This is a genomic window from Sphingomonas desiccabilis (assembly GCF_004135605.1).
Classification (GTDB): Bacteria; Pseudomonadota; Alphaproteobacteria; order Sphingomonadales; family Sphingomonadaceae; genus Sphingomonas; species Sphingomonas desiccabilis.
Genome location: NZ_SDPT01000003.1, coordinates 453,264 through 477,148, shown reverse-complemented (window position 1 = coordinate 477,148; position 23,885 = coordinate 453,264). Strand labels below are relative to the sequence as shown.

21 protein-coding genes are annotated in these 23,885 nt (G+C 68.1%); 10 read left to right on the top strand and 11 right to left on the bottom strand.

What is annotated here, in order from left to right:
* Positions 1-64: 64 nt before the first annotated feature.
* From EO081_RS15705 to EO081_RS15685, 5 genes are all read right to left on the bottom strand, one after another.
* Positions 65-340: a hypothetical protein gene (locus EO081_RS15705; protein ID WP_240697723.1), complete on the bottom strand. Its 276-nt coding sequence runs from the start codon at positions 338-340 to the stop codon at positions 65-67.
* 58 nt (positions 341-398) lie between these two features.
* Positions 399-1,901, bottom strand: a complete 1,503-nt coding sequence (locus EO081_RS15700) for an efflux transporter outer membrane subunit (RefSeq protein WP_129343242.1) — start codon at positions 1,899-1,901, stop codon at positions 399-401.
* Positions 1,898-5,119 (bottom strand): efflux RND transporter permease subunit, encoded by a 3,222-nt coding sequence (locus tag EO081_RS15695; protein WP_129343240.1) that lies wholly within the window; start codon positions 5,117-5,119, stop codon positions 1,898-1,900. The genes EO081_RS15700 and EO081_RS15695 overlap by 4 nt, the downstream gene beginning before the upstream one ends.
* A gap of 6 nt (positions 5,120-5,125) precedes the next feature.
* On the bottom strand, positions 5,126-6,352 hold the full coding sequence (locus EO081_RS15690; RefSeq protein WP_129343238.1) for an efflux RND transporter periplasmic adaptor subunit: 1,227 nt from the start codon (positions 6,350-6,352) through the stop codon (positions 5,126-5,128).
* A 189-nt stretch (positions 6,353-6,541) separates the two neighbouring features.
* Positions 6,542-8,296 carry a M28 family metallopeptidase gene (locus EO081_RS15685; protein ID WP_129343236.1) on the bottom strand — a complete coding sequence of 585 codons (1,755 nt, stop codon included), beginning with the start codon at positions 8,294-8,296 and terminating at the stop codon, positions 6,542-6,544.
* Positions 8,297-8,401: 105 nt separating this feature from the next.
* On the opposite strand from EO081_RS15685, the gene pepN reads away from it, so the two are divergent.
* On the top strand, positions 8,402-11,008 hold the full coding sequence (gene pepN, locus EO081_RS15680) for an aminopeptidase N (RefSeq protein ID WP_129343234.1): 2,607 nt from the start codon (positions 8,402-8,404) through the stop codon (positions 11,006-11,008).
* Positions 11,009-11,040: 32 nt separating this feature from the next.
* On the top strand, positions 11,041-12,732 hold the full coding sequence (locus EO081_RS15675) for a dipeptidyl-peptidase 3 family protein (RefSeq protein ID WP_129343232.1): 1,692 nt from the start codon (positions 11,041-11,043) through the stop codon (positions 12,730-12,732).
* Positions 12,733-12,773: 41 nt separating this feature from the next.
* Here the strand turns inward: EO081_RS15675 and EO081_RS15670 are convergent, their stop codons facing one another.
* Genes EO081_RS15670 through pyrE form a run of 5 tightly spaced genes read right to left on the bottom strand, consistent with a single transcriptional unit; the run spans position 12,774 to position 16,465 of the window.
* Positions 12,774-13,877, bottom strand: a complete 1,104-nt coding sequence (locus EO081_RS15670) for an AI-2E family transporter (protein WP_129343230.1) — start codon at positions 13,875-13,877, stop codon at positions 12,774-12,776.
* On the bottom strand, positions 13,874-14,743 hold the full coding sequence (lepB, locus tag EO081_RS15665; protein ID WP_129343228.1) for a signal peptidase I: 870 nt from the start codon (positions 14,741-14,743) through the stop codon (positions 13,874-13,876). Before lepB ends, EO081_RS15670 begins: the two co-directional genes overlap by 4 nt.
* Positions 14,740-15,159, bottom strand: a complete 420-nt coding sequence (acpS, locus tag EO081_RS15660; RefSeq protein ID WP_129343222.1) for a holo-ACP synthase — start codon at positions 15,157-15,159, stop codon at positions 14,740-14,742. The genes lepB and acpS overlap by 4 nt, the downstream gene beginning before the upstream one ends.
* A complete protein-coding gene (locus EO081_RS15655) occupies positions 15,156-15,884 on the bottom strand; it encodes a pyridoxine 5'-phosphate synthase (RefSeq protein WP_129343220.1) in 729 nt (242 codons plus the stop codon). The genes acpS and EO081_RS15655 overlap by 4 nt, the downstream gene beginning before the upstream one ends.
* Positions 15,881-16,465 carry an orotate phosphoribosyltransferase gene (gene pyrE, locus EO081_RS15650; protein WP_129343218.1) on the bottom strand — a complete coding sequence of 195 codons (585 nt, stop codon included), beginning with the start codon at positions 16,463-16,465 and terminating at the stop codon, positions 15,881-15,883. The genes EO081_RS15655 and pyrE overlap by 4 nt, the downstream gene beginning before the upstream one ends.
* 171 nt (positions 16,466-16,636) lie before the next feature.
* Here pyrE and coxB point away from each other — a divergent pair, with 171 nt between their 5' ends.
* Positions 16,637-17,839: a cytochrome c oxidase subunit II gene (gene coxB, locus EO081_RS15645; RefSeq protein ID WP_129343216.1), complete on the top strand. Its 1,203-nt coding sequence runs from the start codon at positions 16,637-16,639 to the stop codon at positions 17,837-17,839.
* A 3-nt stretch (positions 17,840-17,842) separates the two neighbouring features.
* Positions 17,843-19,507 (top strand): cytochrome c oxidase subunit I, encoded by a 1,665-nt coding sequence (gene ctaD, locus EO081_RS15640; RefSeq protein ID WP_129343214.1) that lies wholly within the window; start codon positions 17,843-17,845, stop codon positions 19,505-19,507.
* Positions 19,508-19,584: 77 nt separating this feature from the next.
* Here the strand turns inward: ctaD and EO081_RS15635 are convergent, their stop codons facing one another.
* Positions 19,585-20,268: a DUF2490 domain-containing protein gene (locus EO081_RS15635; protein WP_129343212.1), complete on the bottom strand. Its 684-nt coding sequence runs from the start codon at positions 20,266-20,268 to the stop codon at positions 19,585-19,587.
* 79 nt (positions 20,269-20,347) lie between these two features.
* On the opposite strand from EO081_RS15635, the gene EO081_RS15630 reads away from it, so the two are divergent.
* From EO081_RS15630 to EO081_RS15610, 6 genes are read left to right on the top strand one after another with little or no spacing between them, the layout of a single operon-like run.
* Positions 20,348-21,253, top strand: coding sequence for a heme o synthase (locus EO081_RS15630; protein ID WP_129343210.1), 906 nt, complete (start codon positions 20,348-20,350; stop codon positions 21,251-21,253).
* Entirely contained in the window at positions 21,250-21,384 is a 135-nt protein-coding gene (locus EO081_RS17210; RefSeq protein ID WP_260154170.1) for a hypothetical protein, read from the top strand. Before EO081_RS15630 ends, EO081_RS17210 begins: the two co-directional genes overlap by 4 nt.
* Positions 21,381-21,914: a cytochrome c oxidase assembly protein gene (locus EO081_RS15625; RefSeq protein ID WP_129343208.1), complete on the top strand. Its 534-nt coding sequence runs from the start codon at positions 21,381-21,383 to the stop codon at positions 21,912-21,914. Before EO081_RS17210 ends, EO081_RS15625 begins: the two co-directional genes overlap by 4 nt.
* A gap of 32 nt (positions 21,915-21,946) precedes the next feature.
* Positions 21,947-22,858 (top strand): cytochrome c oxidase subunit 3, encoded by a 912-nt coding sequence (locus EO081_RS15620; RefSeq protein ID WP_129343206.1) that lies wholly within the window; start codon positions 21,947-21,949, stop codon positions 22,856-22,858.
* 1 nt (position 22,859) lies between these two features.
* On the top strand, positions 22,860-23,243 hold the full coding sequence (locus EO081_RS15615) for a DUF983 domain-containing protein (protein WP_129343204.1): 384 nt from the start codon (positions 22,860-22,862) through the stop codon (positions 23,241-23,243).
* Positions 23,240-23,854: an SURF1 family protein gene (locus tag EO081_RS15610; protein ID WP_129343202.1), complete on the top strand. Its 615-nt coding sequence runs from the start codon at positions 23,240-23,242 to the stop codon at positions 23,852-23,854. The genes EO081_RS15615 and EO081_RS15610 overlap by 4 nt, the downstream gene beginning before the upstream one ends.
* Positions 23,855-23,885 lie beyond the last annotated feature (31 nt).

The window sequence follows — 23,885 nt, the reverse complement described above, 5'->3', positions numbered from 1 at the left end:
GCGCAACGGCCACTCAGGGCAGACGGTGGGTTCAACGTCGAGCCTTTTGGTCTCGGCCCGCCTGTCAGTCGGTGTTCGAACCGGTTCCCGCATTGGGGTTGGCGCCGGTCTTGCCTTCGCCCTCGCTGCCCTGTCCCGTGCCGCGATAGTCGATGTCGGTCTGGCCGCCATGGCCCATGAAGCCGCTCTGCTTCTCGTCCTTGCCCGTGTGGGGATTGGGATAGGCGCCGCCGCCGCTCTCGCCTCCGGCATTGCGGCCGTTGACCCGCTCCTGATCGACGCCGTCCCGGCCCTCTGCCACGCCCTTGCCGGCGGCCTGCATCGGCTGCTTGTCGCTCATGGTCCGTCTCCTCGGAATCTCTCTTTTTCCGAACCAGTGCGGACGGCGAGAGTTCCGTTCAGTCGGCGGGTGTGGCCGGGATCGGTCCCTGGTCCGTCGCCTCCAGCAGCGTGTCGCCGCCGAGCGTACGGTAGAGGGTGACGCGGTTGCTCGCCGCCACCAGCCGGGTCTGCACCAGGGTGCGCTGCGACTGGTAGAGCGATCGCTGCGCGTCGAGGCTCGCGAGGAAGGTGTCGATTCCCCCGCGATAGCGCGCCTCGGTCAGGGTGAAGGTGTCCTCGGCGGCCGCGGTTTGCGCCTCCGTGGCGCGCAGCTGCTCACCGATCGTCCCTTGCCGGGCGAGTGCGTCGGACACTTCGCGGAAGGCGATCTGGATGGTCCGCTCATACTCCGCGAGCAAGCCCTCGCGCTGCGCCTCCGTCAGCCGGACGTTCGCACGGGCGGCCCCCGCCTGGAAGATCGGATAGGCGACCGAGGGCCCCGCCGAATAGGTGAAGGCGCCATTGTCGAACAACGAACCCAGCGCATTGCTGGCGAGCCCCAGCACCGCCGTCAGCGAGATGCGCGGGAACAGCGCAGCGCGCGCCGCGCCGATTTCGGCATTGGCTGCGCGCAGTTGGTATTCCGCCTGCACCACGTCAGGCCGGCGCAGCAGCACGCCGGAGTCGACGCCTGCGGGAAGCGCCCGGACGGCAGGCGCCGCCTGCTCGATGCTTTGCGGCAACAGGGCGCGGTCGAACGGCGCACCGACCAGCAGCTGTAGCGCATTCACGTCCTGCGCCAGCTGGGTACGCTGCTCCGCGACGTCCGCCTGGGCGGCGGTGAGGATCTGTTCGGCCTGGCGCAGATCGGTGCGGGGCGCGACCCCGCCCCGGAGCCGTGCTCGGGTGAGCGTCACGCTGCGCTCCGCACTGGCCGCCGTCTGCTCGGCGATGCGCAGCAGGCTCGTGTCCGCGGCATAGGTGAGCCAGGCGTCCGCGATGTCGGCGACGAGCGTCAGCCGCGTCGCACGGGCGGCGGCCTCGGTGGCGAAATACTGGTTCTGCTGCGCGCGAGTCAGCGAGCGGATGCGTCCGAACAGGTCGATCTCGAACGAGGTGACCCCCAGATCCGCGCCGAAGCGGTCGATCGTCGTCGCGCCGCTGCCGCCCTGGTTGCCGCCCGCGTTGCCACCGTCGGTGCCGTCGCCGGGAACAGCACCGTTGCCCCCAGTGAACGACCGTCCGCCGCTGCGGGACCGGGTGTAGCTTGCAGACGCGTCGATCTGCGGGAACAGCTCCGAACGCTGGATACGGTACTGCGCGCGTGCCGCCACAATGTTTGCGGCAGCGACGCGCAGGTCGCGATTGTTGACCAGCGCCTGATCTATCAACGTCTGGAGACGCGGATCCACGAACACGTCGCGATAGCTCACCACCGGCAAGCTCGCCTCGGTCTGGCGCAGATAGGCATCGCCTACCGGCCAGGACGCCGGCACCGGCGACGGCGGGCGGACGTCCTCGGGCGCCATCGAACAGCCTGCCAGCAGCAGCGGCAGCAGGGCGGTCAGCCGGGCGTTCATGCCGCGGGCTCCTCCTTGGGCAGATCCTTGGGCTGATGACCGGTCGGCCTGCCGCGGAGCTTGGCAAGACCGTCGCGGACGCCGCGGCGCACCAGCACGAAGAACAGCGGGATGTAGAAGATGGCGAGGATCGTGGCCGTCAGCATGCCGCCGATCACCGAGGTGCCGATCGCGATGCGGCTGTTGGCACCGGCGCCCGTGGAGAGCGCCAGCGGCAGCACGCCGAAGATGAAGGCAAGGCTGGTCATCAGGATCGGGCGCAGACGGATGCGGGCCGCCTCCAGCGCGGCGTCGATCACGCGCGCGCCCTTGCGCTCCGCCTGTTCGGCGAACTCGATCATCAGGATCGCGTTCTTGGCCGCCAGCCCCATGGTCGTGAGCAGGCCGATCTGAAGATACACGTCGTTCTCCAGCCCGCGCAGCGTCACGAAGAACACGGCGCCGATCAGGCCGAGCGGGATCACCAGCAGCACCGCGATCGGGATCGACCAGCTCTCGTAGAGCGCGGCCAGGCACAGGAACACTACCAGCAGCGACAGCCCATAGAGCAGCGGCGCCTGGCCGGACGACAGCCGCTCCTGGAACGATAGGCCGGCCCAGGCGACGCCGACGCCCGGGATCTCGGCCGCGAGCGCCGCGATCCGCTCCATCGCCTCGCCGGAGCTGGTGCCCGGCGCCGCATCGCCCTGGAACTCATAGGAGGGCACGCCCTGGAACCGCGACAATGTCGTTGGCGCCGTGCTCCAGGAAGTCCGCGCGAACGACGAGAAGGGCGCCATGGTGCCGTCGGACGTCCGCACGAACCACTGGCTCAAGTCGGAGGGCGCCGCCCGGTAGGGGGCATCGCCCTGGACATAGACGCGCTTCACCCGGCCACGGTCAATGAAGTCGTTGACGTAGCGGCCGCCCCAGGCGGTGGACAGCGTCGTGTTGACGTCGCTCTGGGACAGGCCGAGCGCCGAGAGCTTCTGCTGATCGAGGTCGACCTGCAACGTCGCCACGTCGGGAAGCTCCGTGAGGCGAACGCCGGTCAGCTTGTCGTCGGCATTGGCCGCGGCGAGCAGCTTGTCACGCGCCTCGGCGAACTTCTCCGCCGTCATGCCGCTGGTGTTCTGGAGCTCCATGGTGAAGCCGCTCGACTGGCCGAGACCGCGGATCGCGGGAGGGATCAGCGCATAGACCTGCGCGTCGCGCAGGCCGCGGAAGGCGGCAGCCGCCCGCGCGACGATCGCGTCAGCGCTGTTCTCCTTGCCCTCCCGCTCCGACCAGTCGACGAAGTTCATGAAGCCCTGGCCGGTGTTCTGGCCGGCGGCACCGCTGCCGCCGCCGCTGACGGTCAGCAGCGTGCGGACGTTCTTGCCCTCATGCTTGAGCAGATAGTCCTCGACCGCGCGCTGCACCGCCTCGGTACGGCCGCGCGTGGCGCCCGCGGGCAGCTGGTAGCGGACCAGCGCCGCGCCCTGGTCCTCGGTCGGCAGGAAGCTGGTCGGCAGGCGCACGAACAGCAGCACCAGCAGCGCGAGCACGCCGGCGTAGATCAAGAGGAACAGCCATTTGCGGTTGATGACCCGCTTCACCCCGCCCTCGTAGCGGTCGATCATCCGGTCGAAGCGCGTGTTGAAGCCATCGCGGGCACGGTCGCCGAAGCGGACCACGCCAGGGAAACGGTTCGCAAACCAGCCCTCGCGGATATGCGCGCCGTCCGCGTCGCGGGGCTTCTGCTTGAGCAACGTGGCGGTGAGCGCCGGCGACAGGATCAGCGCCACCAGCACCGACAGCACCATGGCTGCGACGATGGTCACCGAGAACTGGCGATAGATCACGCCCGTCGAGCCGCCGAAGAACGCCATCGGCAGGAACACCGCCGACAGGACGATGCCGATCGCGATCAGCGCGACCTGGATCTCCTTCATCGACTCGATGGTCGCCTCGTACGGCGTCATGTCGGGATTTTCCTCGAGCAGGCGCTCGACGTTTTCCACCACCACGATCGCGTCGTCGACCAGGAGGCCGATCGCCAGCACCAGCCCGAACAGCGTCAGCGTGTTGATCGAGAAGCCGGCGAGATAGAAGACCGCGAACGTCCCCAGCAGCACGACCGGAACGGCGATGGTCGGGATCAGCGTCGCGCGCCAGCTCTGCAGGAACACGAACATGACGATGACGACCAGGATCACCGCCTCGATCAGCGTCTTGACGACTTCCTCGATCGACAGCTGGATGAAGGCGGTCGTGTCGTTGGCATAGTCGTAGGCGTATCCGGGCGGGAAGCCCTTGGCGAACCGCGCCACCTCTGCCTTTACCAGCCGCGCCGTCTTGAGCGCATCGGCTCCCGGCGCCAGCGAGATCGCCACGCCCGCGCCCGGGTGACCGTTCACGCGGCTGAGTGCGCTGTAGTTCTCCTGCCCCAGCTCCACGCGTGCCACGTCGCCCAGCCGGACGGTCGCGCCGCTGCTCTGGCTCTTGAGGACGATGGCACGGAACTGCTCGGGCGTCTGGAGGCGCGCCTGCGCCGTCACCGTGGCGTTCAGCAACTGCGTGTTGGGCTGCGGCTGGCCGCCCAGCTCGCCGGCCGCGACTTCGGTGTTCTGGTTCTGGATGGCGGTGATGACGTCGCTCGGGACCAGGTTGAAGCTGGCGAGCTTGGCGGGATCGAGCCAGATGCGCATCGCATATTGCGATCCGAACACGTTGGTTTCGCCCACGCCCTCGACGCGGCCGAGCGGCTCGACGAGGTTGGATTCCAGATAGTCGGAAACGTCCCCGTTGGTGCTGCGGTCGGTCTCGTCATAGACGCCGACGATCATCAGGAAGTCGGGGTTCGACTTGGTGACCCGCAAGCCCTGCTGCTGCACCTGCTGCGGCAGCCGCGAGAGCGCCTGCTGCACCTGGTTCTGGACCTGCACCTGGGCGATATCGGGGTCGATGCCCTTGGCGAACGTCGCGCTGATCGTCACCTGCCCGCGCGAACTGGACTGCGAGCTGAAGTAGAGCAGCCCGTCGATGCCGGTCAGCTGCTGCTCGATGATCTGGGTGACGCTGTTCTGGATCGTCTGCGCATTGGCGCCCGGATAGGTCGCGCGGATGTTGACCTGCGGCGGCGCCACGTCCGGATATTGCGCGATCGGCAGGCTGAAGATCGCGCCCACGCCGGCCAGCATGATGATGATCGCGATCACCCATGCAAAGATCGGGCGATCGATGAAGATCTTGGACATGGCGGCTCAGCCCCCCTTGGCGGGGGAAGCCGCACCGGACTGGCCGCCCTGCCCGCCCTGCCCGCCTTGCGGCGGCGCCACGCGCTGGGGCGAGTTGGCGGGCACCGGCTGGATCGGCGCGTTCGGGCGCAGGTTGCCGGTACCCTGGACGATCACCTTGTCGCCGGGCTGGAGGCCCTGGGTCACGACCCAGTTGGTGCCCTGGGTCAGGTTTGCGACCACCTTGCGCTGCACCGCCTTGTTGCCGGGGCAGACGACGAACAGCGTCGCCTCGCCCGCGGGGCTGCGGCTGATCGCCGGCTGCGGCACCAGGAAGGCGCGGCTGTTGATCGACTGCGCGAACACCGCCCGCGCGAACATGCCCGGCAGCAGCAGGCCGTTGGGATTGGCGAAGCGCGCGCGCAGCGTCACCGTGCCGGTGCTGGGATCGACGATCGACTCGGCGAACTCGACGGTGCCGGTCAGCCCATAGTCGCTGCCGTCCTCCAGCTTCAGCCGAACCGCAGCGCGACCCGGAGCGACGCCGTCGCGCGACAGGGCGCGGCGCAGCGCCAGCAGGTCGGCGCTCGACTGCTGGATGTCGACATAGATGGGGTCGAGCCGCTGGATCACGGCCAGCGGTTCGGTCTGGTTCGCCGTCACCAGCGCGCCGACGGTGGCAAGCGACCGGCCGATGCGGCCAGTGATCGGCGCCGGCACACTGGTGAAGCGCAGGTTGATCCGCGCCGTCTCCAGCTGCGCCTGCGTCTGCGCGACCGAGGCCTGGGCCTGCCGGGACGCCGCGGCCGCATTGGTATATTCCTGCTGCGACACCGCTTCCATCTGCGCCAGCGGGCGCAGCCGCTCGGCATTGACGCGCGTCGCCTCGGCATTGGCACGGGCGCTCTGAAGGTTCGCCTGCGCTTCCGAAACCGCGGCGCTGTAGATGCGGGGGTCGATCTCGTAGAGCGTCTGCCCCCGCCGCACGATCGAGCCTTCGGTGAAGAACCGGCGGCGGATCACGCCCGCGACCTGGGGCCGCACCTCGGATTGCTCATAGGCGGTGACGCGTGCGTTCAGCTCCACCGTCTGGGCGACGCTGGTCGGCTGAACCACGACGAAGCCGACCTGGGCCGGCCCGCGCGCGCCGCCGCGCCCGCCACCCTTTTCCTGCGCTTCCTCATGCGAGCAGCCGGCAAGCAGCAGAGCCGCCGCAAGCATGGAGAGGGTCGCGCGAGGAAAAGCCGGGTGCATAGCGAAAGCCTGGTCGTTGCACGCCACCACGGCCAGGGCCGCGGCTACGCGCCGGGGATACGGGCGGCCCCGCACGGAGCAGCCGGACGCAAACCCGGAGCTAGCGCTCTGGGCATCGCTGGCCGTCCGCCGAGGCGCTGGGCAGGGACGGGCGCCTTGTTAGCCCCCGCCTCGGCGGGCTGGCAATCGCTACTTTGTAACCGATTGTCGCAGGTTAGTGCGTCCTTTGGGAGCATCTTCCTTGGGCGCCTCGACGGGCTCCACCGCGCCGATGCCGCCGTAAAGCGTCCCGAAGAAGTCGCCCCGGTTCCAGACCGGCCGTTCGGGCGCATCGGCGATGTCGCGGGCGATCTGGTAGTTCACCTTGATGAACCGGGCGCCGGATTCCCAGTCGATCGCGGGATCCTGCACCACTTCGTCGGAGGGCTGGTGGTAATGCTCGGCAAAGAACTTCTCGACCGCAGCCTTGCCCGCGCCGGCCTCGCCCGGCCACAGGAAGACCGAGGGGATGCCCTGCTGCACGAAGCGATAATGGTCGGAGCGCACGAACAGGCCCTGCTCCGGCATGGGATCTGGTGAGAAGCTCGCCCCCGCCTGCGCCGCCGCCCGCCGCACGATCGGGCCAAGCGTCGAACGATCCGCCCCGAACGCGATCACGTCGGTGAACTTGTAGGTGATGATCGGCATGTCGAGGTTGACGTTGGCCACCAGCGCGGACTTCGCGAGGGTCGGATTGTTCGCGAAATAATCGGAACCGACCAGCCCCTTCTCCTCCGCGGTGACGGCGAGGAACAGCACGCTGCGACGCGGCGGCTGCCCGGAGGTCTGGAACCGCTTCGCCTCCTCGATCAGCGAGGCCACGCCGACGGCATTGTCCATCGCGCCGTTATAGATGCTGTCGCCCTTCACCGCGGTGCCGACGCCGACATGGTCGAGGTGCGCGGTCAGCACCACCACTTCGCCCCCGACCTGCGGATCGCTCCCGACCAGCAGGCCCGCGACATTGTAGCTGGTGAAGGGCGTGCTGGTGGTGCTCATCCGCACGGACAGGTTCTTGTGCAACGCGACGGGCTCGAACCGCTCCGGACCCTTCAGCGCAGCCGCGGCCTGTTCCCAATTGGTCGAGGCGCCCGCGAACAGCTTGGCGGTCGCGGCCTGGCTGAGCATGCCCAGCGTCGGCGTGGAAGGCGCGGGAACGTTGGCGATCCCGTTGCGGTTCACCCAGGTGACGCGAGGCTGGTTCCAGCTTTCGGCCAGCTTGGCGAAGGGCCGCTGCTTGGCCGCCTCCGGCGTCTCCAGCGTGACGATCCCCACCGCGCCCTTGGACATGGCGATCGCGGCCTTGGTGGCAGGGCTGCCGAAGTGAGCGCGCTCCTCTCCGTTCAGGCCATCGGGCGTTCCCGGCACGATGGCCACGATCTTGCCCTTCACGTCCACGCCCGAATAATCGTCGCGACCGATGCTCGGCGCGACCAGGCCGTAGCCGACGAACACCACCGGTGCGTCCACTACCAGCTGCGGCGTCGCGGGATTGCCGGCAGGAATATAGTCCTCCCCGAAGACCAGCGGCTCGCCGCCGATCGCCACCCCGCCCTTATCGGCCGGCTTGTAGCTCAGCAGCGGCACCTTCTGCAGGTAGCTGCCCTGGTCCCCCGCCGGCCGCAGCCCGGCCGCATAGAATTGCGAGGCCACGTAGTTGGCGGCGATGTCATATTCCGGGGAGCCCGCCTCGCGCCCGCGCATCGCGTCGGAGGCGAGGAACAGCACATGCGCCTTCATCGCCGCCTGGTCCGCGGGCAGCGGCGCGTTCGCCGCCGCATTGCGCTGGGCGACGTCGGCGACGGGCTGCGCGGCCGGCGCAGGCTTGGCCTTCTGGGCCAGGACCGGGGATGCGATCGGAGCGGTGGCGACGAGGGCGACGAGCGGCAGGACGGTACGCAGCATTGGAATCCTTGGCGTCGAGGGCATATGGGTCGGCTATGCAGCGGGCCGCGGTGCGACGCAATCACGCGCGCACCCAGGCCCCGACCGCTCCGCAAGGGTTTTCCGATGGCCGACGCACTCCGTTCCCCCGACCAGCCTCCAGCGCCGATCCTGCGCAGCGACTATCGCGCGCCGGATTGGCGGGTGTCGGAGATCGCGCTCGGCTTCGACCTCGATCCGGCCCGCACCGTGGTGCGCGCGAAGCTGCACGTGACGCGCAACGGCGGCCACGGCCGGCCGCTGCGCCTCGACGGCGACGGGCTCCAGCCGCTGTCGGTGGGGATCGACGGGGTGGCCAGCAGCAACGACCGCTGGCGCATGGACGGCGACGCGCTCGTGATCGACCTCGACGGCGACGCCCATGTCGTCGACACCGAAGTGGCGATCGCGCCGGAACGCAACACCCAGCTGATGGGGCTCTATGCCTCGGGCGGGAACCTGTGCACCCAGTGCGAGGCGGAGGGCTTCCGCCGCATCACCTTCTTCCCCGACCGGCCCGACGTGCTCGCGCGCTATTCGGTGCGGATGACCGCGGACAAGGCGCGCTTTCCCGTGCTGCTCGCGAACGGCGATCCGATCGCGCACGGTGACCTGGAAGACGGCCGCCACTGGGCCGAGTGGCACGATCCCTTCCCCAAGCCCTCCTACCTCTTCGCGCTGGTCGCGGGCGACCTGGTCGCCAACCGCGCCACCTTCGTGACCGGCAGCGGACGGGAGGTGCAGCTCGCCATCTGGGTGCGGGAAAAGGACCTCGCGAAGACCGATCACGCGCTTGACGCGCTCAAGACGTCGATGGCCTGGGATGAGCGCGTCTATGGCCGCGAATACGACCTGGACGTGTTCAACATCGTCGCCGTCGACGACTTCAATTTCGGCGCGATGGAGAACAAAGGCCTCAACATCTTCAACTCGCGCTACATCCTGGCCGATCCGGACACCGCGACCGACCACGACTATGACGCGGTCGCCGCCGTCGTGGCGCACGAGTATTTCCACAATTGGTCGGGCAACCGCGTCACCTGCCGCGACTGGTTCCAGCTTTCCTTGAAGGAAGGCTTCACCGTGTTTCGCGACCAGGGCTTCTCGGCGGACCAGGGCTCGGCCGCGGTAAAGCGGATCGAGGACGTGCGGAGCTTGCGCGCCGCCCAGTTCCCGGAGGACGCAGGGCCGCTCGCGCACCCGATCCGCCCGGACAGCTATCTGGAGATTTCCAACTTCTACACCGCCACCATCTACAACAAGGGCGCGGAAGTGGTGCGGATGCTCCACACCATGCTGGGGCCGCAGCGGTTCCGCGCCGGCACCGATCTCTATTTCGACCGCTTCGACGGCACGGCCGCCACCTGCGAGGACTTCGTCGCCTCCATGGAGGAGGCGAACGGGGTGGACCTCGCGCAATTCCGCCTCTGGTATGCGCAGGCCGGGACGCCGCGGGTCACCGCCACGCTGGAACACGAGCCGGGCGGCGGCACCGCGACGCTGCACCTCGCGCAGATGGTTCCACCCACCCCCGGCCAGCCGGACAAGCAGCCGATGGTGCTGCCGCTCAAGCTGCGGCTGTTCGGCGGCAACACCGGCCGGCCGCTGGGCGACGAACAGCTGGTGTTGCTGTCCGACGCGGAGGCGACGCTGCGCTTCGAGGCGGTCACCGAGCGGCCGGTGCTGTCGATCAACCGCGGCTTTTCCGCGCCGGTGATCGTCGATACCAACCGAACGCCTGCAGACCTCGCCTTCCTTTCCGCCCACGACGACGATCCCTTCGCCCGCTATGAGGCGATGCAGCAGCTGATGCTGGACACGCTGGTCGCGTCGGTGGCGAGCGGGCGCGGCGACCACGGCGCGGTGGTGGATGCCGTGCGCGAGACGCTGCGCAACCCGGAGCTCGACCGCGCCTTCGTCGCAGAGGCGGTGCTGCTCCCTTCCGACAACTTCATCGGCGACCAGCTCCCGATCGTGGACCCGGACGCAATCTTCCGCGCGCGGGAAGCCCTGCGCCGCGACATCGGCCGCGCCCTCGAACGCGACTGGCGCCAAGCTTATGAGGATACGCGCGGCGGTGCGTTCGAATATTCGCCGGAGGCCAAGGGAAAGCGCCGCCTGAAGACGGTCGCGCTCGGCTATCTCGCCGCCTCGGGTGCCCCCGACATCGGCGAGCTCGCCTTCGCCCAGTTCGAGCATGCCGACAACATGACCGACCGCCAGGGCGCGCTGATGACGCTGGTGAACGGTCCCTGGGACCAGCGGGTCGCCGCGCTCGACATCTTCTACAATCGCTACCGGGACAATCCGCTGGTGCTGGACAAGTGGTTCTCGACCCAGGCGCTGTCGACCCGCGACGATACGCCCGAACGGGTGGTGGAGCTTGCCGGCCACCGCGACTTCACCCTGGCCAACCCGAACCGGGCGCGCGCGCTGGTCGGCGCGTTCGGGGTCAACCAGCGCGCCTTCCATGCAGCCGACGGCCGCGGCTACCGCTTCTTCGTGCAGCAGCTGATCGCGCTCGATCGGCTGAACCCGCAGACCGCGGCCAAGATGATGCCGCCGCTCGGCCGCTGGCGCCGCTTCGATCCTGCCCGGCAGCAGGCGATGCGCGCCGCGCTGGAGCAAATCCTCGCCTCGCCGGGTTTGTCCAAGGACATGCTCGAGCAGGTGAGCAAGAGCCTCGCCGCCTGATCTCCTGGACTCCACCACCAAGGTTGTTTGTTATGCGTCTTCCGCTTCTCGTTGCCCTGCTTGCCACCACCGCCTGCACGCAGGCCCAGAGCGTTTCCCCGCAGTCCGCGACAGCGTTGAAGCCCATCCCGTCCACGACCGAGGACGACGGCTATTCGGTGGAGGCCCAGCGCGCCAAGATCGCGCGGGTCGACATTGCGCCCGACACCGGCTTTCTCTCTGCCGAGGAGCGCCAGGTGGTGAACCTGCTGATCCAGGCATCCGACCTCATGACGCCGATCTATCTGCGCCAGCGCTCGGTCCACAACCCGGAGACGCGGCTCGTGATTTCGCGCATGCGCCGGGCGGATCAGCCGCTGATCCTCGACTGGTTCGACGCCAACCTGGGTCCCTGGGACGACTTCGCCGAGTTGCGCCCCTTTTGGGGGGACCAGCCGATGCCGGAGGGTGCCGGTTTCTATCCCGAGGACCTCACCCGCGAGGAGTTCGACGCCTATGTCGCCGGTCACCCAACGGAGAAGGCGGCGCTCACCAGCCTCTACACGGTGGTCCGCCGTGACGGTACCAAGCTGAAGGCGGTGCCCTACTCGGTGGAGTATGCCGAATGGTTGCAGCCGGCGGCCAAGCTGCTCGAGCAAGCGGCCGCTGTCACCACGAACCCAAGCCTCAAGCGTTTCCTGACACTGCGTGCGAAGGCATTCCGCACCGACGACTATTTCGAGTCGGAGCTCGCCTGGATGGACCTGAAGGACACGCCGATCGAAGTCGCGATTGGGCCGTACGAGGTCTACACCGACCGGCTCTATGGCGCCAAGGCAGCGTTCGAGAGCTTCGTGACGATCAAGGACCCGGCGGAGTCCGCCGCGCTCGACAAGTACAAGCACTACCTGCGCGACATGGAAGCAAACCTGCCGGTCGACGCACGCTACAAGAATTTCACCCGCGGCTTTGAATCGCCGATCGCCGTGGCCGAGCAGGTGCGCGGTGGCGGCGACAACGAACATGGCGGCCGCACCATCGCCTTCAACCTGCCCAACGACGAGCGTGTGCGCGAGGCGAAGGGCGCGAAGAAGGTGATCCTCTCCAACGTGCTGGGCGCCAAGTACGACCGGATCCTGGCGCCGATGGCGCCGCTGGTGCTGGTGCCGGATCAGGCGGGGCTGGTCGCCAAGAAGTACATGCAGCTGGAGACCCTGTTCCACGAGCTGTCGCACAGCCTGGGGCCGGGCAACATCACGCTGAACGGCCGCAAGACCAGCGTGAACGAGGAGCTGAAGGAACAGGCCTCCGCGCTGGAAGAGGCCAAGGCCGACGTCATGGGGGTCTGGAACATCCTGTTCATGATGAACAAGGGCGAGCTGCCGGTCGCGGAGAAGCCGCAGCTGTTCTCGACCTATCTGGCGGGCGTGTTCCGCGCGATGCGCTTCGGCACGGCCGAGGCGCATGGCCGTGGGGCCGCGATGCAGTACGGCTACCTGCGCGACAAGGGCGCCTTCGCCTGGGACGCGAGTGCCGGCCGCTTCCGGATCGACCACGCAAAGATGGAGGCCGGGGTGCGCGACCTGCTGCGCGACATGATCGTGGTGCAGGGCAATGGCGACTATGCCGGTGCCAAGGCGATGCTGTCGCGCTGGCAGCAACTCGATGCCGATGCGCAGAAGGTCGTCGGCACCATGGATGCGATCCCGGTCGACATCCAGCCGATCTACCCGACCAGGATCTGACCGGATGGGGAGGCGCATCCGTCGCCTCCCCTTTTTTAGCCTCAAGCCCGTGCTGGCGCTTCGTCTTCGTCCTCGTCGTTCATCCGGACGCCCGCGTTGGCGGCGCGCTCCGACTCGCGCTCCAGCGCAACCTTGATCATCGCCACCATCGGATCGGCTAGTGCCAGACCCAGGATGCCGAACAGCGTCGATGCCAGGATCTGGGACGACAGCGTGAGCGCCGGGGGCAGGTCTACCGTGCGGCGGGCCACGATCGGCAGCAGCACATAGCCGTCAAAGGTCTGCACCACGAAATAGATCACGATCGCCCACAGCCCGGTGTCGACCCCGGCGCTGAAACCCACCGCAACCATCAGCACACCGCTGATGAACGCGCCGATGTTGGGGATGAAGGCGAGCAAGCCCGTGATGATGCCCAGCAGCAGCGCCATCGGCACGCCCGCGATCCACAGCAGCAACCAGGTGAGCGCGCCTTCGAACAGCATTCCGGCCAGCCGGCCCGCCAGCAGCCGGCGCATGGTCGTGGCCATGCGATTGATGGTGACGGCGAACTCGGCACGATTGCCGACCGGCACCATCCACTGAAGGCCGCGGTCGTAGATGCGCGGCTCCATCGCCACGAACAGCCCGATGACCATGATCATGAACAGGCTGGTGAACGCGCCGAACACCGTGCCCACCGCGGAGGTGAGCCGTCCGACGGATCCCATCGCCTGTTGCGCGAGTCCGCTCAGGTCCGCGCGCCCGGGCATCAGCCCCATGCCGTTGGCCCAGGCGATCAGGCGATTACCCTGAACCTCCAGCGTGGAGCGCAACTGCTCCGCCTGGGCAGCGATCTGCACGCCGGTGAGATAGAAGGTGCCGAGAATGAAGGCGAGGGCCAGCAGCACGACGATCATCAGCCGCAGCCCGCGCCCGATCGGCAGCACCCGCCCGAGCAGCCGCACGCCGCCGTCCAGCATTGCGGCGAACACCAGCCCGCCGAAGATGATGAGCAGCGGCTGGATCAGCAGCACCACCAGGCCGGCGGCGATCGCCAGGCCGAACCAGACGGAGGCGCGGCGCAGCTCCGCCCGCACCAGCGGATCGCGCAGTTCGTTCGGGCCGGGCGCGCGCTCGACCTCCACCCGCTCGTACTTGCTCATTGGGCGCGTTCCGGATGCAGCGAGGTCCCTGCACGGCCACCGCGCAGCGACGACCACCAGGTCAAGGGGTTCAGGCTCGTCGTCCCGTCGAGCGAGAAGGTGATGAACTCGGCGCGACCGCCGATATTCTCCCAGGGTACCGGGCCGCCCAGCCCCTGCTCAGCCAGCGGGAAGCGGCTGTCGGCGCTGTTGTCGCGATTGTCCCCCATCAGGAAGACATGGTCGGCAGGTACGGTGATCGGCCCGAAATTGTCGCCGATGGAGCCCTGTACCGCGTCGATCGTGTCATAGGAGCGCCCGTTAGGCAGCGTCTCGCGATAGATCGGCAGACGGCAGAATGCTTCCCCCGCAGCACCCCGCACCTGTGCTCCCGGATATTGCCAGGCCGGGCAATGGGTGTTGGCGTCGATCGGGATCATCCGGTCGCCGACCGCACGCCGCTCGACCGGCTTGCCGTTGAGGTAGAGCATGCCGCCCGACACCTGCACCCGGTCCCCCGGCAGGCCGATCACCCGCTTGATATAGTCGGTCTTGGTGCCCGGCGGCGTCACGATCACGACGTCGCCGCGCTCGGGCAGGCTGCCGAACAGCCGGCCGTGGAAAAAGGGCAGCAGGTGGAAGGCGGGGGTGACGAACGAATAGCCATAGGGGTATTTGGTCACCACTAGGCGATCGCCGACCAGCAGCCCCGGCATCATCGATTCCGACGGGATGTAGAAAGGCTTGGCGATCAGGCTGTGAAAGCCGAGCACCGCCAGGATCAGCACTAGCAGGTTGCGGATCTCCGCTCCCCAGTCGGTGGGTCGGCGCGTCGTTCGGGACGGCTGGTGGGTTTCGGACGGCAGCGCCAGGTCCTCTCCGGTCATCGGACTTCCTGCTGGGCGCCGGGCAGCGCCTCGATGATAACGAACGCCTGCGCCCAGGGATGGTCGTCGGTGAGCGTCAGGTGAATCTTGGGGACGTGCCCCGGCGGGATCAACGCATCGAGCGCCGCCTTGGCTCCACCCGAAAGCGCCAGCGTCGGTGCGCCCGAAGGCGCGTTGACCACGCCGATGTCGCGCATGAACACGCCGCGGTTGAAGCCGGTGCCGACCGCCTTGGAGAACGCCTCCTTGGCGGCGAAGCGCTTGGCGAAGGTGCCCGCGCGGGTGAAGGGCCGGCGTGCGGCCTTGGCCTGCTCCACGTTGGTGAAGACGCGCTGGATGAACCGCTCGCCGAACCGGTCGAGCGAATTCTGGATGCGCTCGATGTTGCAGAGGTCGGAGCCGAGCCCGACGATCACCGCGCGGCGTCCATCAGCGCGCGCATCCGCGCGACCACCGGCGCAAGACCGTCGAAGATCGCCTCGCCGATCAGGAAATGCCCGATGTTGAGTTCGCGTAGCTGGGGGATCGCGGCGATCGGGACGACATTGTCGAAGGTCAGCCCGTGGCCGGCATGCACCTCGATGCCGTTCTTGGCGGCCAGCGCCGCGGCGTCGGCGAGCCGCTTGAGCTCCGCTTCGCGGGCGGCCTCGTCCAGCTCGGCGTAGCGGCCGGTGTGAAGCTCGACGACCGGTGCACCCAGCCGGACCGCGGCGTCGATCTGCGCCGCCTCGGGCTCGATGAACAGCGACACGCGGATCCCGGCATCCCGCAGCGTCGCGACCATGGGCGCCAGGAGATCGAACTGGCCCGCGGCGTCCAACCCGCCTTCGGTGGTGCGTTCCTCGCGCTTCTCGGGGACGATGCATGCGGCATGGGGACGATGGCGCAGCGCGATGCCGAGCATCTCTTCGGTCGCGGCCATTTCCAGGTTCAGCGGCACCGGCAGCTCGGCGGAGAGGCGCGCGATGTCGGCGTCGGTGATGTGGCGGCGATCCTCGCGCAGATGCGCGGTGATGCCCTGGGCGCCGGCTTCTGCCGCCAGAAGCGCGGCGCGCACCGGATCGGGATAGCCGCTGCCGCGCGCGTTCCGGACGGTCGCGACATGGTCGATGTTGACGCCGAGGCGGATCGACCCCGTCACGCCGCAGCCCTGCTCCCCGGCTTGATCGCAGGGATCGCGGCCAGTTCCGGCGGCAGGGCATCGGCCTCGTAGCTCGGGACCTCCAGCCGGATGAGCGGATAGAAGGGTACGCCAAGATCCGCCTGACCGTTGGAGCGGTCCACCAGTGCCGCAGCAGCAACAACCTGGCCGCCCGCGGCGCGAATCGCCGCGATCGCCTCACGTGAGGAAAGGCCGGTGGTGACCACGTCCTCCATCATCAGCACGCGCGTGCCCGGATCGAGGCGGAAGCCGCGGCGCAGCTCGAACGTGCCGGTCGGCCGCTCCAGGAACATCGCCGGGCGCCCCAGCGACCGGCCCATCTCGTGGCCCGCGATGACGCCGCCCATCGCGGGCGACACGACCGCGTCGATCGCGCTGCGCACGTCGCTCGGCAGGCGGGCGGCGAGTTCGTCCGCCAATCGGGCGCCGCGCCGGGGGTCCATCAGCACGCGCGCGCACTGGAGATAGCGTGCGCTGTGGCGCCCGGAGGAGAGAATGAAATGCCCTTCCAGCAGGGCCTCGGCCGCGCGGAATTCCGCCAGGATGTCGTCGTCTGTCATGGTCGGAGCCCTCTCTAGGCGCAGCCGTGCGGCGCGGCAATCGGGGCGGCAAAAAGAGCCGGTACGCGCTTGAGGCACGGCAAAACGCTGCCTATACCCCTCAACTGGGCCTTTTTCCGGGGGCTCCGGATGCGCAAGCCCGCGCGACAAAACGGGTGGATGGGGATGCGAATGGCTGGACTGGGGCTTTCCGGACTGAAGCTGGTCTTGCTGGGTGCCGGCTTGGCACTGGCGGGGATCGGTCATGCGGCGGCGCCCGCCGTGCCGCCGAGTGCGGGCACGCAGGCAGCGGCACCGCAGGTGGGCGCGCCGCCGCCCGGATCCGCAGAAGCTCAGCCCGACGGCAGCGTCACGCCGCCTGCAACTGCAGGTGCCGCGCAGCCGGCCGGAGCCGTCGCCGACCCCACGCTCAACCCGGACGGCAGCCCGAAGCTTCGCCCGACCGAAAACAAGGGCCAGCCGAGCCCGCGCGTGCTCGGCATCCAGAACCAGGTCACGCCAAATGGCGAGGAGGCCGCGCGCTTCCACAACAACCTGCTGATGCCGGTCATCACCCTGATCGTGCTGTTGGTGCTCGCGCTGCTGGTGTGGGTGGTGATCCGCTATCGCGCGGCCGCCCACCCCAATCCGTCGCGCACCTCGCACAACACCACGATCGAGATCCTGTGGACCGCGGTTCCGGTGCTGATCCTGGCGGTGTTCGCCGTGCCCTCGATCCGGCTGCTCGCCCACCAGTTCAAGCCTGCGCCCGACAACGCCGTGACGCTGAAGGCGATCGGCAACCAGTGGTTCTGGACCTACGAATATCCGGACAACGGCGGCGTGTCGGTCACGGCCAACATGCTCAAGGAGCGCGACCAGGTGGCCCCCGGCCAGCGCTATCGCACCGATGCCGACGGCCCGCGCCTGCTCGCCACCGACAACCGCATCGTGCTGCCGGTCGGCGTGCCGATCCGCCTGATCACCACCGCCAACGACGTGATCCACAGCTGGGCCATTCCGTCCTTCTGGGTGAAGCTCGATGCCATCCCCGGCCGGTTGAACGAGACCAGCTTCACCATCAAGGAGCCGGGCGTCTATTTCGGCCAATGCTCCGAACTGTGCGGCGCGCGCCACGCCTATATGCCCATCGCCATCGATGCGGTGCCCCCGGCCGAGTTCGCGGCCTGGATCCGCGCCAAGGGCGGCACCATGCCGGGCGCTGCCCAGCCGTCCGCAGCGGCCCCGGCGCAGCCGTCGTCCGACCGCGTCGACGACACGGCGACGCCGCCCACGGGCGGTGACGGTCCGACCGTCAACGCGACCGAAACCGCCACTCCCGTCACCCAGGGCGCAACCGGCAACCCGGCCGGCGCCGGCAACGTGGACCAGTAAGCCATGACCGACACCGCCCTGCAGCCGTCCGCGTTCGAGGCGCACCATCCGCATTCGCACGAGCATCATGCGGACCACCGCCCCGGCTTCTTCGCCCGCTGGTTCCTGTCCACCAACCACAAGGACATCGGCACGCTCTACCTGATCTTCGCGATCTTCATGGGCGTGGTCGGCGGCGCGATCTCCGGCCTGATGCGCTGGGAGCTGGCGGAGCCCGGCATCCAACATCTGGGCAGCTGGGCCACCTGGCTCGCCGGGTCGGAACAGAGTCTCGACGAATCGCTCCACCTCTGGAACGTGATGATCACCGCCCACGGGCTGATCATGGTGTTCTTCATGGTGATGCCGGCGATGATCGGCGGATTCGGCAACTGGTTCGTGCCGATCATGATCGGGGCGCCCGACATGGCGTTCCCGCGCATGAACAACGTGTCCTTCTGGCTGCTGGTGCCCTCGGGCATCCTGCTGCTCGCCTCGCCCTTCTTCGGCGGCGCGGGCACCGGCTGGACGGTCTATGCGCCGCTCTCCACCTATGGCGAGCCCTCGGCCTCGGTCGACATGGCGATCCTGGCGCTGCACCTGTCGGGCGCCAGCTCGATCCTGGGCGCGATCAACTTCATCACCACCATCTTCAACATGCGCGCGCCGGGCATGACGCTGCACAAGATGCCGCTGTTCGCCTGGTCGGTGCTGGTCACCGCGTTCCTGCTGCTGCTGTCGCTGCCGGTTCTGGCCGCGGCGATCACCATGCTGCTGACCGATCGCCATTTCAGCACCACCTTCTTCGATCCGGCCGGCGGCGGCGATCCGGTGCTCTACCAGCACCTGTTCTGGTTCTTCGGCCATCCGGAGGTCTACATCATGATCCTGCCGGGCTTCGGCATGATCAGCCATGTGGTCGCGACCTTCAGCCGCAAGCCGGTGTTCGGCTATCTCGGCATGGCCTATGCCATGGTCGCGATCGGCGCCGTCGGCTTCATCGTGTGGGCGCACCACATGTTCACGACGGGACTAAGCGTGAACACCAAGATGTACTTCACCGCCGCGACCATGATCATCGCGGTGCCGACCGGCATCAAGATCTTTTCGTGGATCGCGACCATGTGGGACGGCAGCTTGCGCTTCCCCACCCCGATGCTGTGGGCGCTGGGCTTCATCTTCATGTTCACCGTGGGCGGTGTGACCGGCGTGATCCTCGCGAACGGCGGCGTCGACGACTATATGCACGACACCTATTACGTCGTGGCGCACTTCCACTACGTGCTGTCGCTGGGCGCGGTGTTCGCCCTGTTCGCCGGCTTCTACTATTGGTTCCCCAAGATGTCGGGGAAGATGTACAACGAGCTGCTCGGCAAGCTGCACTTCTGGGTGTTCTTCGTCGGCGTGAACGTGCTGTTCTTCCCGATGCACTTCCTGGGCGCCAACGGCATGCCGCGCCGCATCCCGGACTATCCGGACGCCTTTGCCTATTGGAACCACATCGCCTCGATCGGCTATGTGATCATGGCAGCCGGTATCGTGATTTTCCTGATCAACCTGGTCGTGTCGCTGGCAAGCGGCCGCCGCGCCGGCGACAATCCCTGGGGTGAAGGCGCGACGACGCTGGAGTGGACGCTGTCCTCCCCGCCGCCCTACCACCAGTTCGAGACGCTGCCCAAGGTCGACTGACCGGCCGGCCGTTGCCAACAAGAACGCCCCCGGGGAGCATCCTCCCCGGGGCGTTTTCTTTTACCGCTGGCCCGAGGTCAGGGGCGGACGAACAGGCTCACCGAGGCGACGTGGTTGACCGCCGTCGCCCCTCCGGTGCGGTTCACCAGCTGGTTGAGATACCCCGCCTCTACGGTGGACTTGCCCTTCAGCGGCACCTCGACGCCCACGAAGCTGCGCAGCTGGTCGAAGCCGCCCCGGGCGCCCCAGTCGGTGTCGTTGAGCGCAAACATGGCTTCCGCGGAAAGCAGCGCCTTGAGCGGCTTCTTCCCGCCCGCGATCGGCGTCTCCAGGCGGGCCATCTGGCGGACGCGCAGCCCGGCGTCGCTGAAGCCGTCCACCCAGCGCTGTTCGAAGCGGGTACGCGCCGAGACTTCGGTCGCGCCTGGCACCAGCGTCCACGACAGCTGCTGGAAGCTGCGGTGCTCGTCGCGATCGGGGGCGGGGCCCTCCACCGGCTGCGCGACATAGGCATAGCCCTGGTAGATGCTGACGCGGTCGCTCACCCGCCAGCCGATCGCCCCCCGCAGGAGGGCCTGCCGCATCTCCGACAATCCCTCCATCAGCCGCGGCTGCGCCTCGACGAAGTAGAGGAGGTCGTCCTTCGCGGATCCGGTCAGCGTGACGTTGATCCAGAGCTGCTCGTCCTGCGTCGTCTGGGCGAGCGCCGGAGTCGAGGAGATGGCGGCGACGGCCGTCGCGCAGGCTAGAAGAGTTCGCATGCCTGCACCTGTATCGCAGCGGGAAGTGGCGGCAACCCTTTCGCCACGGCGTCCGCCGGACTATACGTGGATGCAGGCCATGACCACTGCAGTTTCCCTGACGATGCCCGCTGATTGGCGGGACTTCCTCGCTCTCACCAAGCCGCGCGTGATGACCCTGGTGGTCTTCACCGGCCTGTGCGGCATGCTTGCCGCGCCCGTCGGCATTCATCCCGTGCTGGGCTTCACCGCGATCCTGTGCATCGCGCTCGGCGCCGGCGCGGCCGGTGCGCTCAACCAGTGGTATGAAGCGGACCTGGACGCGCACATGAAGCGCACCCGCGGTCGTCCGCTTCCCGCCGGCCGCATGGACCGGCAGTCGGCGCTCCATTTCGGGGTGGGACTCGCGGTGTTCTCGGTCGCGCTAATGGGGCTGGCGATCAACCTGGCGGCCGCCGCAATCCTGACCGTCTCGATCCTCTTCTATGTGCTCATCTACACCGTCTGGCTGAAGCGTCGGACGCCGCAGAACATCGTGATCGGCGGTGCGGCCGGTGCCTTCCCGCCGCTGATCGGCTGGGCAGCGGCGACGGGGGAGATCGCGCTCCTTCCGCTGCTGCTGTTCAGCCTGGTGTTCCTGTGGACGCCGCCGCACTTCTGGGCGCTCGCGCTGTTCGTCCGCATGGACTATGCGGCGGCCGGCGTGCCGATGCTGCCGGTGGTGGCCGGCGAACGCACGACCCGTACCCAGATCGGCCTCTACACCATCCCGATGGCGCTGGCTGCGATCGCCCCCTGGCCGCTCGGCCTCGCCGGCGCGATCTATGGCGTGGTGTCGGTTGCGATGACCGCGGTGTTCGGCTGGTTCGCGCTAGGCGTGGCGCTGCGCACGACAGCGCCCGAGGGCGACACGATGCAGCCGGAAAAGCGCCTATTCGGCTATTCGATCCTCTACCTCTTCGTCGTGTTCGGCGCGCTGGTCGCCGATCGGTGGCTGCTGCCATGACCCCGGAGGAGGAAGCGCTGGTCCGTGCCCGCCAGCAATCGCGTGCCAAGGTGATGGCGTGGCTGCTCGGCGCACTGGTGCTGCTCGTGTTCGCGATCACCATCGTCAAGATTCAGGCGGGGATGATGTGACCCGCAACGCCCGCACCGCGCTGCTCGCCGGCCTCGCCGCCGTTTCGATGACCGGGCTCGGCTGGGCGAGCGTGCCGCTCTATCGCGTCTTCTGCCAGGTGACGGGACTGAACGGCACCACGCAGCGCGGCGAAGCGGCGCCCGGTGGCATCGGCGACAAGGTCACCGTGCGCTTCGACAGCAACGTGGCACCCGACCTCAAGTGGCGCTTTCGACCCGAGCGAACGGCCGAGACGATCGACATCGGCGCGCGCGACATGGCGTTCTTCACCGCCAAGAACCTGACCGACCGCCCGATCACCGGCACCGCCACCTTCAACGTGACCCCGGCCCAGGCGGGCAAGTATTTCACGAAGATCCAGTGCTTCTGCTTCACCGAGCAGACGCTCCAGCCCGGCGAGGAGGTGCGCATGCCGGTGATCTTCTACGTCGATCCCAAGCTCGCGAGCGATCCCGACACCAGCGACGTGCGTGTCATCACCCTGTCCTATACGTTTTACCCGGTGGATTCCCCTCGAACGCCAAGCTAGACCTTTGCGGACAAGAGAGGATGGGGACGACGATGGCCGGAACCAAGAACCACGATTATCATATCCTGCCACCGAGCCCGTGGCCGTTGCTGAGCAGCTTCGCCGCACTGGTGCTGGCTGCGGGCGGCATCATGTACATGCGCGATGCGGCCTATGGCGGCCTGGTGTTCGGCGCCGGCCTGATTGCGGTTCTGAGCTGCATGGGCCTGTGGTGGGCCGACGTGATCCGCGAGGCACGCGCGGGCGACCATACCCCCGTCGTGCAGCTCCACCTGCGCTACGGCATGGTGCTCTTCATCGCCTCCGAAGTGATGTTCTTCCTCGGCTGGTTCTGGGCATGGTTCGACTTCGCGCTGTTCCCGGCAGCCGTCCAGTTCAACCATGAGGACGGGGTCTCGCTGATCGATTCCGCATCGCAGCTCGCCGCCCAGTGGCCGCCGGCCGGGATCGAGGTCCTCGACGCCTTCCAGCTTCCGCTCCTCAACACCTTCCTCCTGCTGCTCTCGGGCACGACCATTACCTGGGCGCATCATGCGCTGATCCATGGTCAGCGCGGTGGCCGTCGGGTCGGGCTATGGGGTCTACTCGGCGTCGGCGAAGACGATGGCGTCAAGAAGGGCCTGTGGCTGACGATCGTGCTCGGGGTGCTGTTTTCGTGCATCCAGGCCTATGAATACGCCCATGCGCCGTTCCCGTTCGGGACGATCAACTACACCTCCGCCTTCTACATGGCGACGGGCTTCCACGGCTTCCACGTCCTTGTCGGCACCATCTTCCTGATCGTGAACCTGGTGCGCGTGTACAAGGGCGACTTCACGCCCCGCCAGCATTTCGGCTTCGAGGCGGCGGCCTGGTACTGGCACTTCGTCGACGTGGTCTGGCTGTTCCTGTTCGTCACCGTCTACGTCTGGGGCGGCTGGGGCGCGCCGGTCCACGCGGGCTGACGTGACCGGCCTCGCCGGCGCGCCGCCGGAACCTCTGGCGGCCGCGACGGGCGGGCTGTGCCCGCGCTGCGGGGCGAAGACGCTGTTCGCCGGCTTCATCGCCTTTGCCCCCAGCTGCACCCGATGCGGGCTCGACTTCCTTCGCTTCAACGTGGGCGACGGCCCCACGGTGTTCCTGACGATGGGGATCGGCACGCTCGTGACGGTCCTGGCCGTGGTGGTCGAGCTGCTCTTCTCGCCGCCGACATGGCTGCACGTGGTGCTGTGGCTGCCGCTCACCCTAGGCGGCGTCGCGGTGTCGCTGCGGTTCACCAAGGCGCTGCTGCTCGCGCTGGAATATCGCAACGCCGCGCGTGAGGCCCGGCTGACGAGCGACGAGCCATGAGGCGCCTCCCCGCGGTCGCCACCGCAGCGGTGCTGCTGGCGGTGGCCGCGATGCTCGCCCTCGGCTTTTGGCAACTCCACCGGCGGGACCAGAAGGAGGCGATGATCGCCCGCTTCACCGCCAACGCCGGAAAGGAGGTCATTCCCCTTCCCCGCGCCCCCACCGACGATCTGCTGTTCCGCCGCGTGGCCGCGCGTTGCGTGGCAGTGACAGGCTGGAGCGCCAGCGCCGGTCGAACCGGAGACGGCACGCCCGGCTGGCGTCACATCGCCCATTGCAGGACCGGTCCGCACACGGCGACGTTCCGCGCCGACATGGGGGTGGGCAACGATCCCAAGCTGCGCCCCAGCTGGCAGGGGGGGCGTGTCACGGGCCTGCTGACACAAGCGCCGAGCGGCACGCCCGCCATCGCGGCAGCCTTCGGCGCCCGGGCGGCAAAGGTGTGGATGATCGTGGCCGAAGCGCCCGCACCCGGCCTTGAACCCAGCCACCAACCCGATCCCGCGGATGTGCCGAACAACCATCTCGCCTATGCGGTGCAGTGGTTCGCCTTCGCCGCCATCGCGGTCGCCATCTATGCACTGGCACTTCGCCATCGCCGGAAGGGCTGACGCGCTTGTGCCCTCCCGGCGGGAGGGCTAA

Bases quoted from the DNA above. Each gene is read 5' to 3' on its own strand.
- EO081_RS15705 (WP_240697723.1), bottom strand. From the start codon at position 340: ATGAGCGACAAGCAGCCGATGCAGGCCGCCGGCAAGGGCGTGGCAGAG.
- EO081_RS15700 (WP_129343242.1), bottom strand. From the start codon at position 1,901: ATGAACGCCCGGCTGACCGCCCTGCTGCCGCTGCTGCTGGCAGGCTGT.
- EO081_RS15695 (WP_129343240.1), bottom strand. From the start codon at position 5,119: ATGTCCAAGATCTTCATCGATCGCCCGATCTTTGCATGGGTGATCGCG.
- EO081_RS15690 (WP_129343238.1), bottom strand. From the start codon at position 6,352: ATGCACCCGGCTTTTCCTCGCGCGACCCTCTCCATGCTTGCGGCGGCT.
- EO081_RS15685 (WP_129343236.1), bottom strand. From the start codon at position 8,296: ATGCTGCGTACCGTCCTGCCGCTCGTCGCCCTCGTCGCCACCGCTCCG.
- pepN (WP_129343234.1), top strand. From the start codon at position 8,402: ATGGCCGACGCACTCCGTTCCCCCGACCAGCCTCCAGCGCCGATCCTG.
- EO081_RS15675 (WP_129343232.1), top strand. From the start codon at position 11,041: ATGCGTCTTCCGCTTCTCGTTGCCCTGCTTGCCACCACCGCCTGCACG.
- EO081_RS15670 (WP_129343230.1), bottom strand. From the start codon at position 13,877: ATGAGCAAGTACGAGCGGGTGGAGGTCGAGCGCGCGCCCGGCCCGAAC.
- lepB (WP_129343228.1), bottom strand. From the start codon at position 14,743: ATGACCGGAGAGGACCTGGCGCTGCCGTCCGAAACCCACCAGCCGTCC.
- pyrE (WP_129343218.1), bottom strand. From the start codon at position 16,465: ATGACAGACGACGACATCCTGGCGGAATTCCGCGCGGCCGAGGCCCTG.
- coxB (WP_129343216.1), top strand. From the start codon at position 16,637: ATGGCTGGACTGGGGCTTTCCGGACTGAAGCTGGTCTTGCTGGGTGCC.
- ctaD (WP_129343214.1), top strand. From the start codon at position 17,843: ATGACCGACACCGCCCTGCAGCCGTCCGCGTTCGAGGCGCACCATCCG.
- EO081_RS15635 (WP_129343212.1), bottom strand. From the start codon at position 20,268: ATGCGAACTCTTCTAGCCTGCGCGACGGCCGTCGCCGCCATCTCCTCG.
- EO081_RS15630 (WP_129343210.1), top strand. From the start codon at position 20,348: ATGACCACTGCAGTTTCCCTGACGATGCCCGCTGATTGGCGGGACTTC.
- EO081_RS17210 (WP_260154170.1), top strand. From the start codon at position 21,250: ATGACCCCGGAGGAGGAAGCGCTGGTCCGTGCCCGCCAGCAATCGCGT.
- EO081_RS15620 (WP_129343206.1), top strand. From the start codon at position 21,947: ATGGCCGGAACCAAGAACCACGATTATCATATCCTGCCACCGAGCCCG.
- EO081_RS15610 (WP_129343202.1), top strand. From the start codon at position 23,240: ATGAGGCGCCTCCCCGCGGTCGCCACCGCAGCGGTGCTGCTGGCGGTG.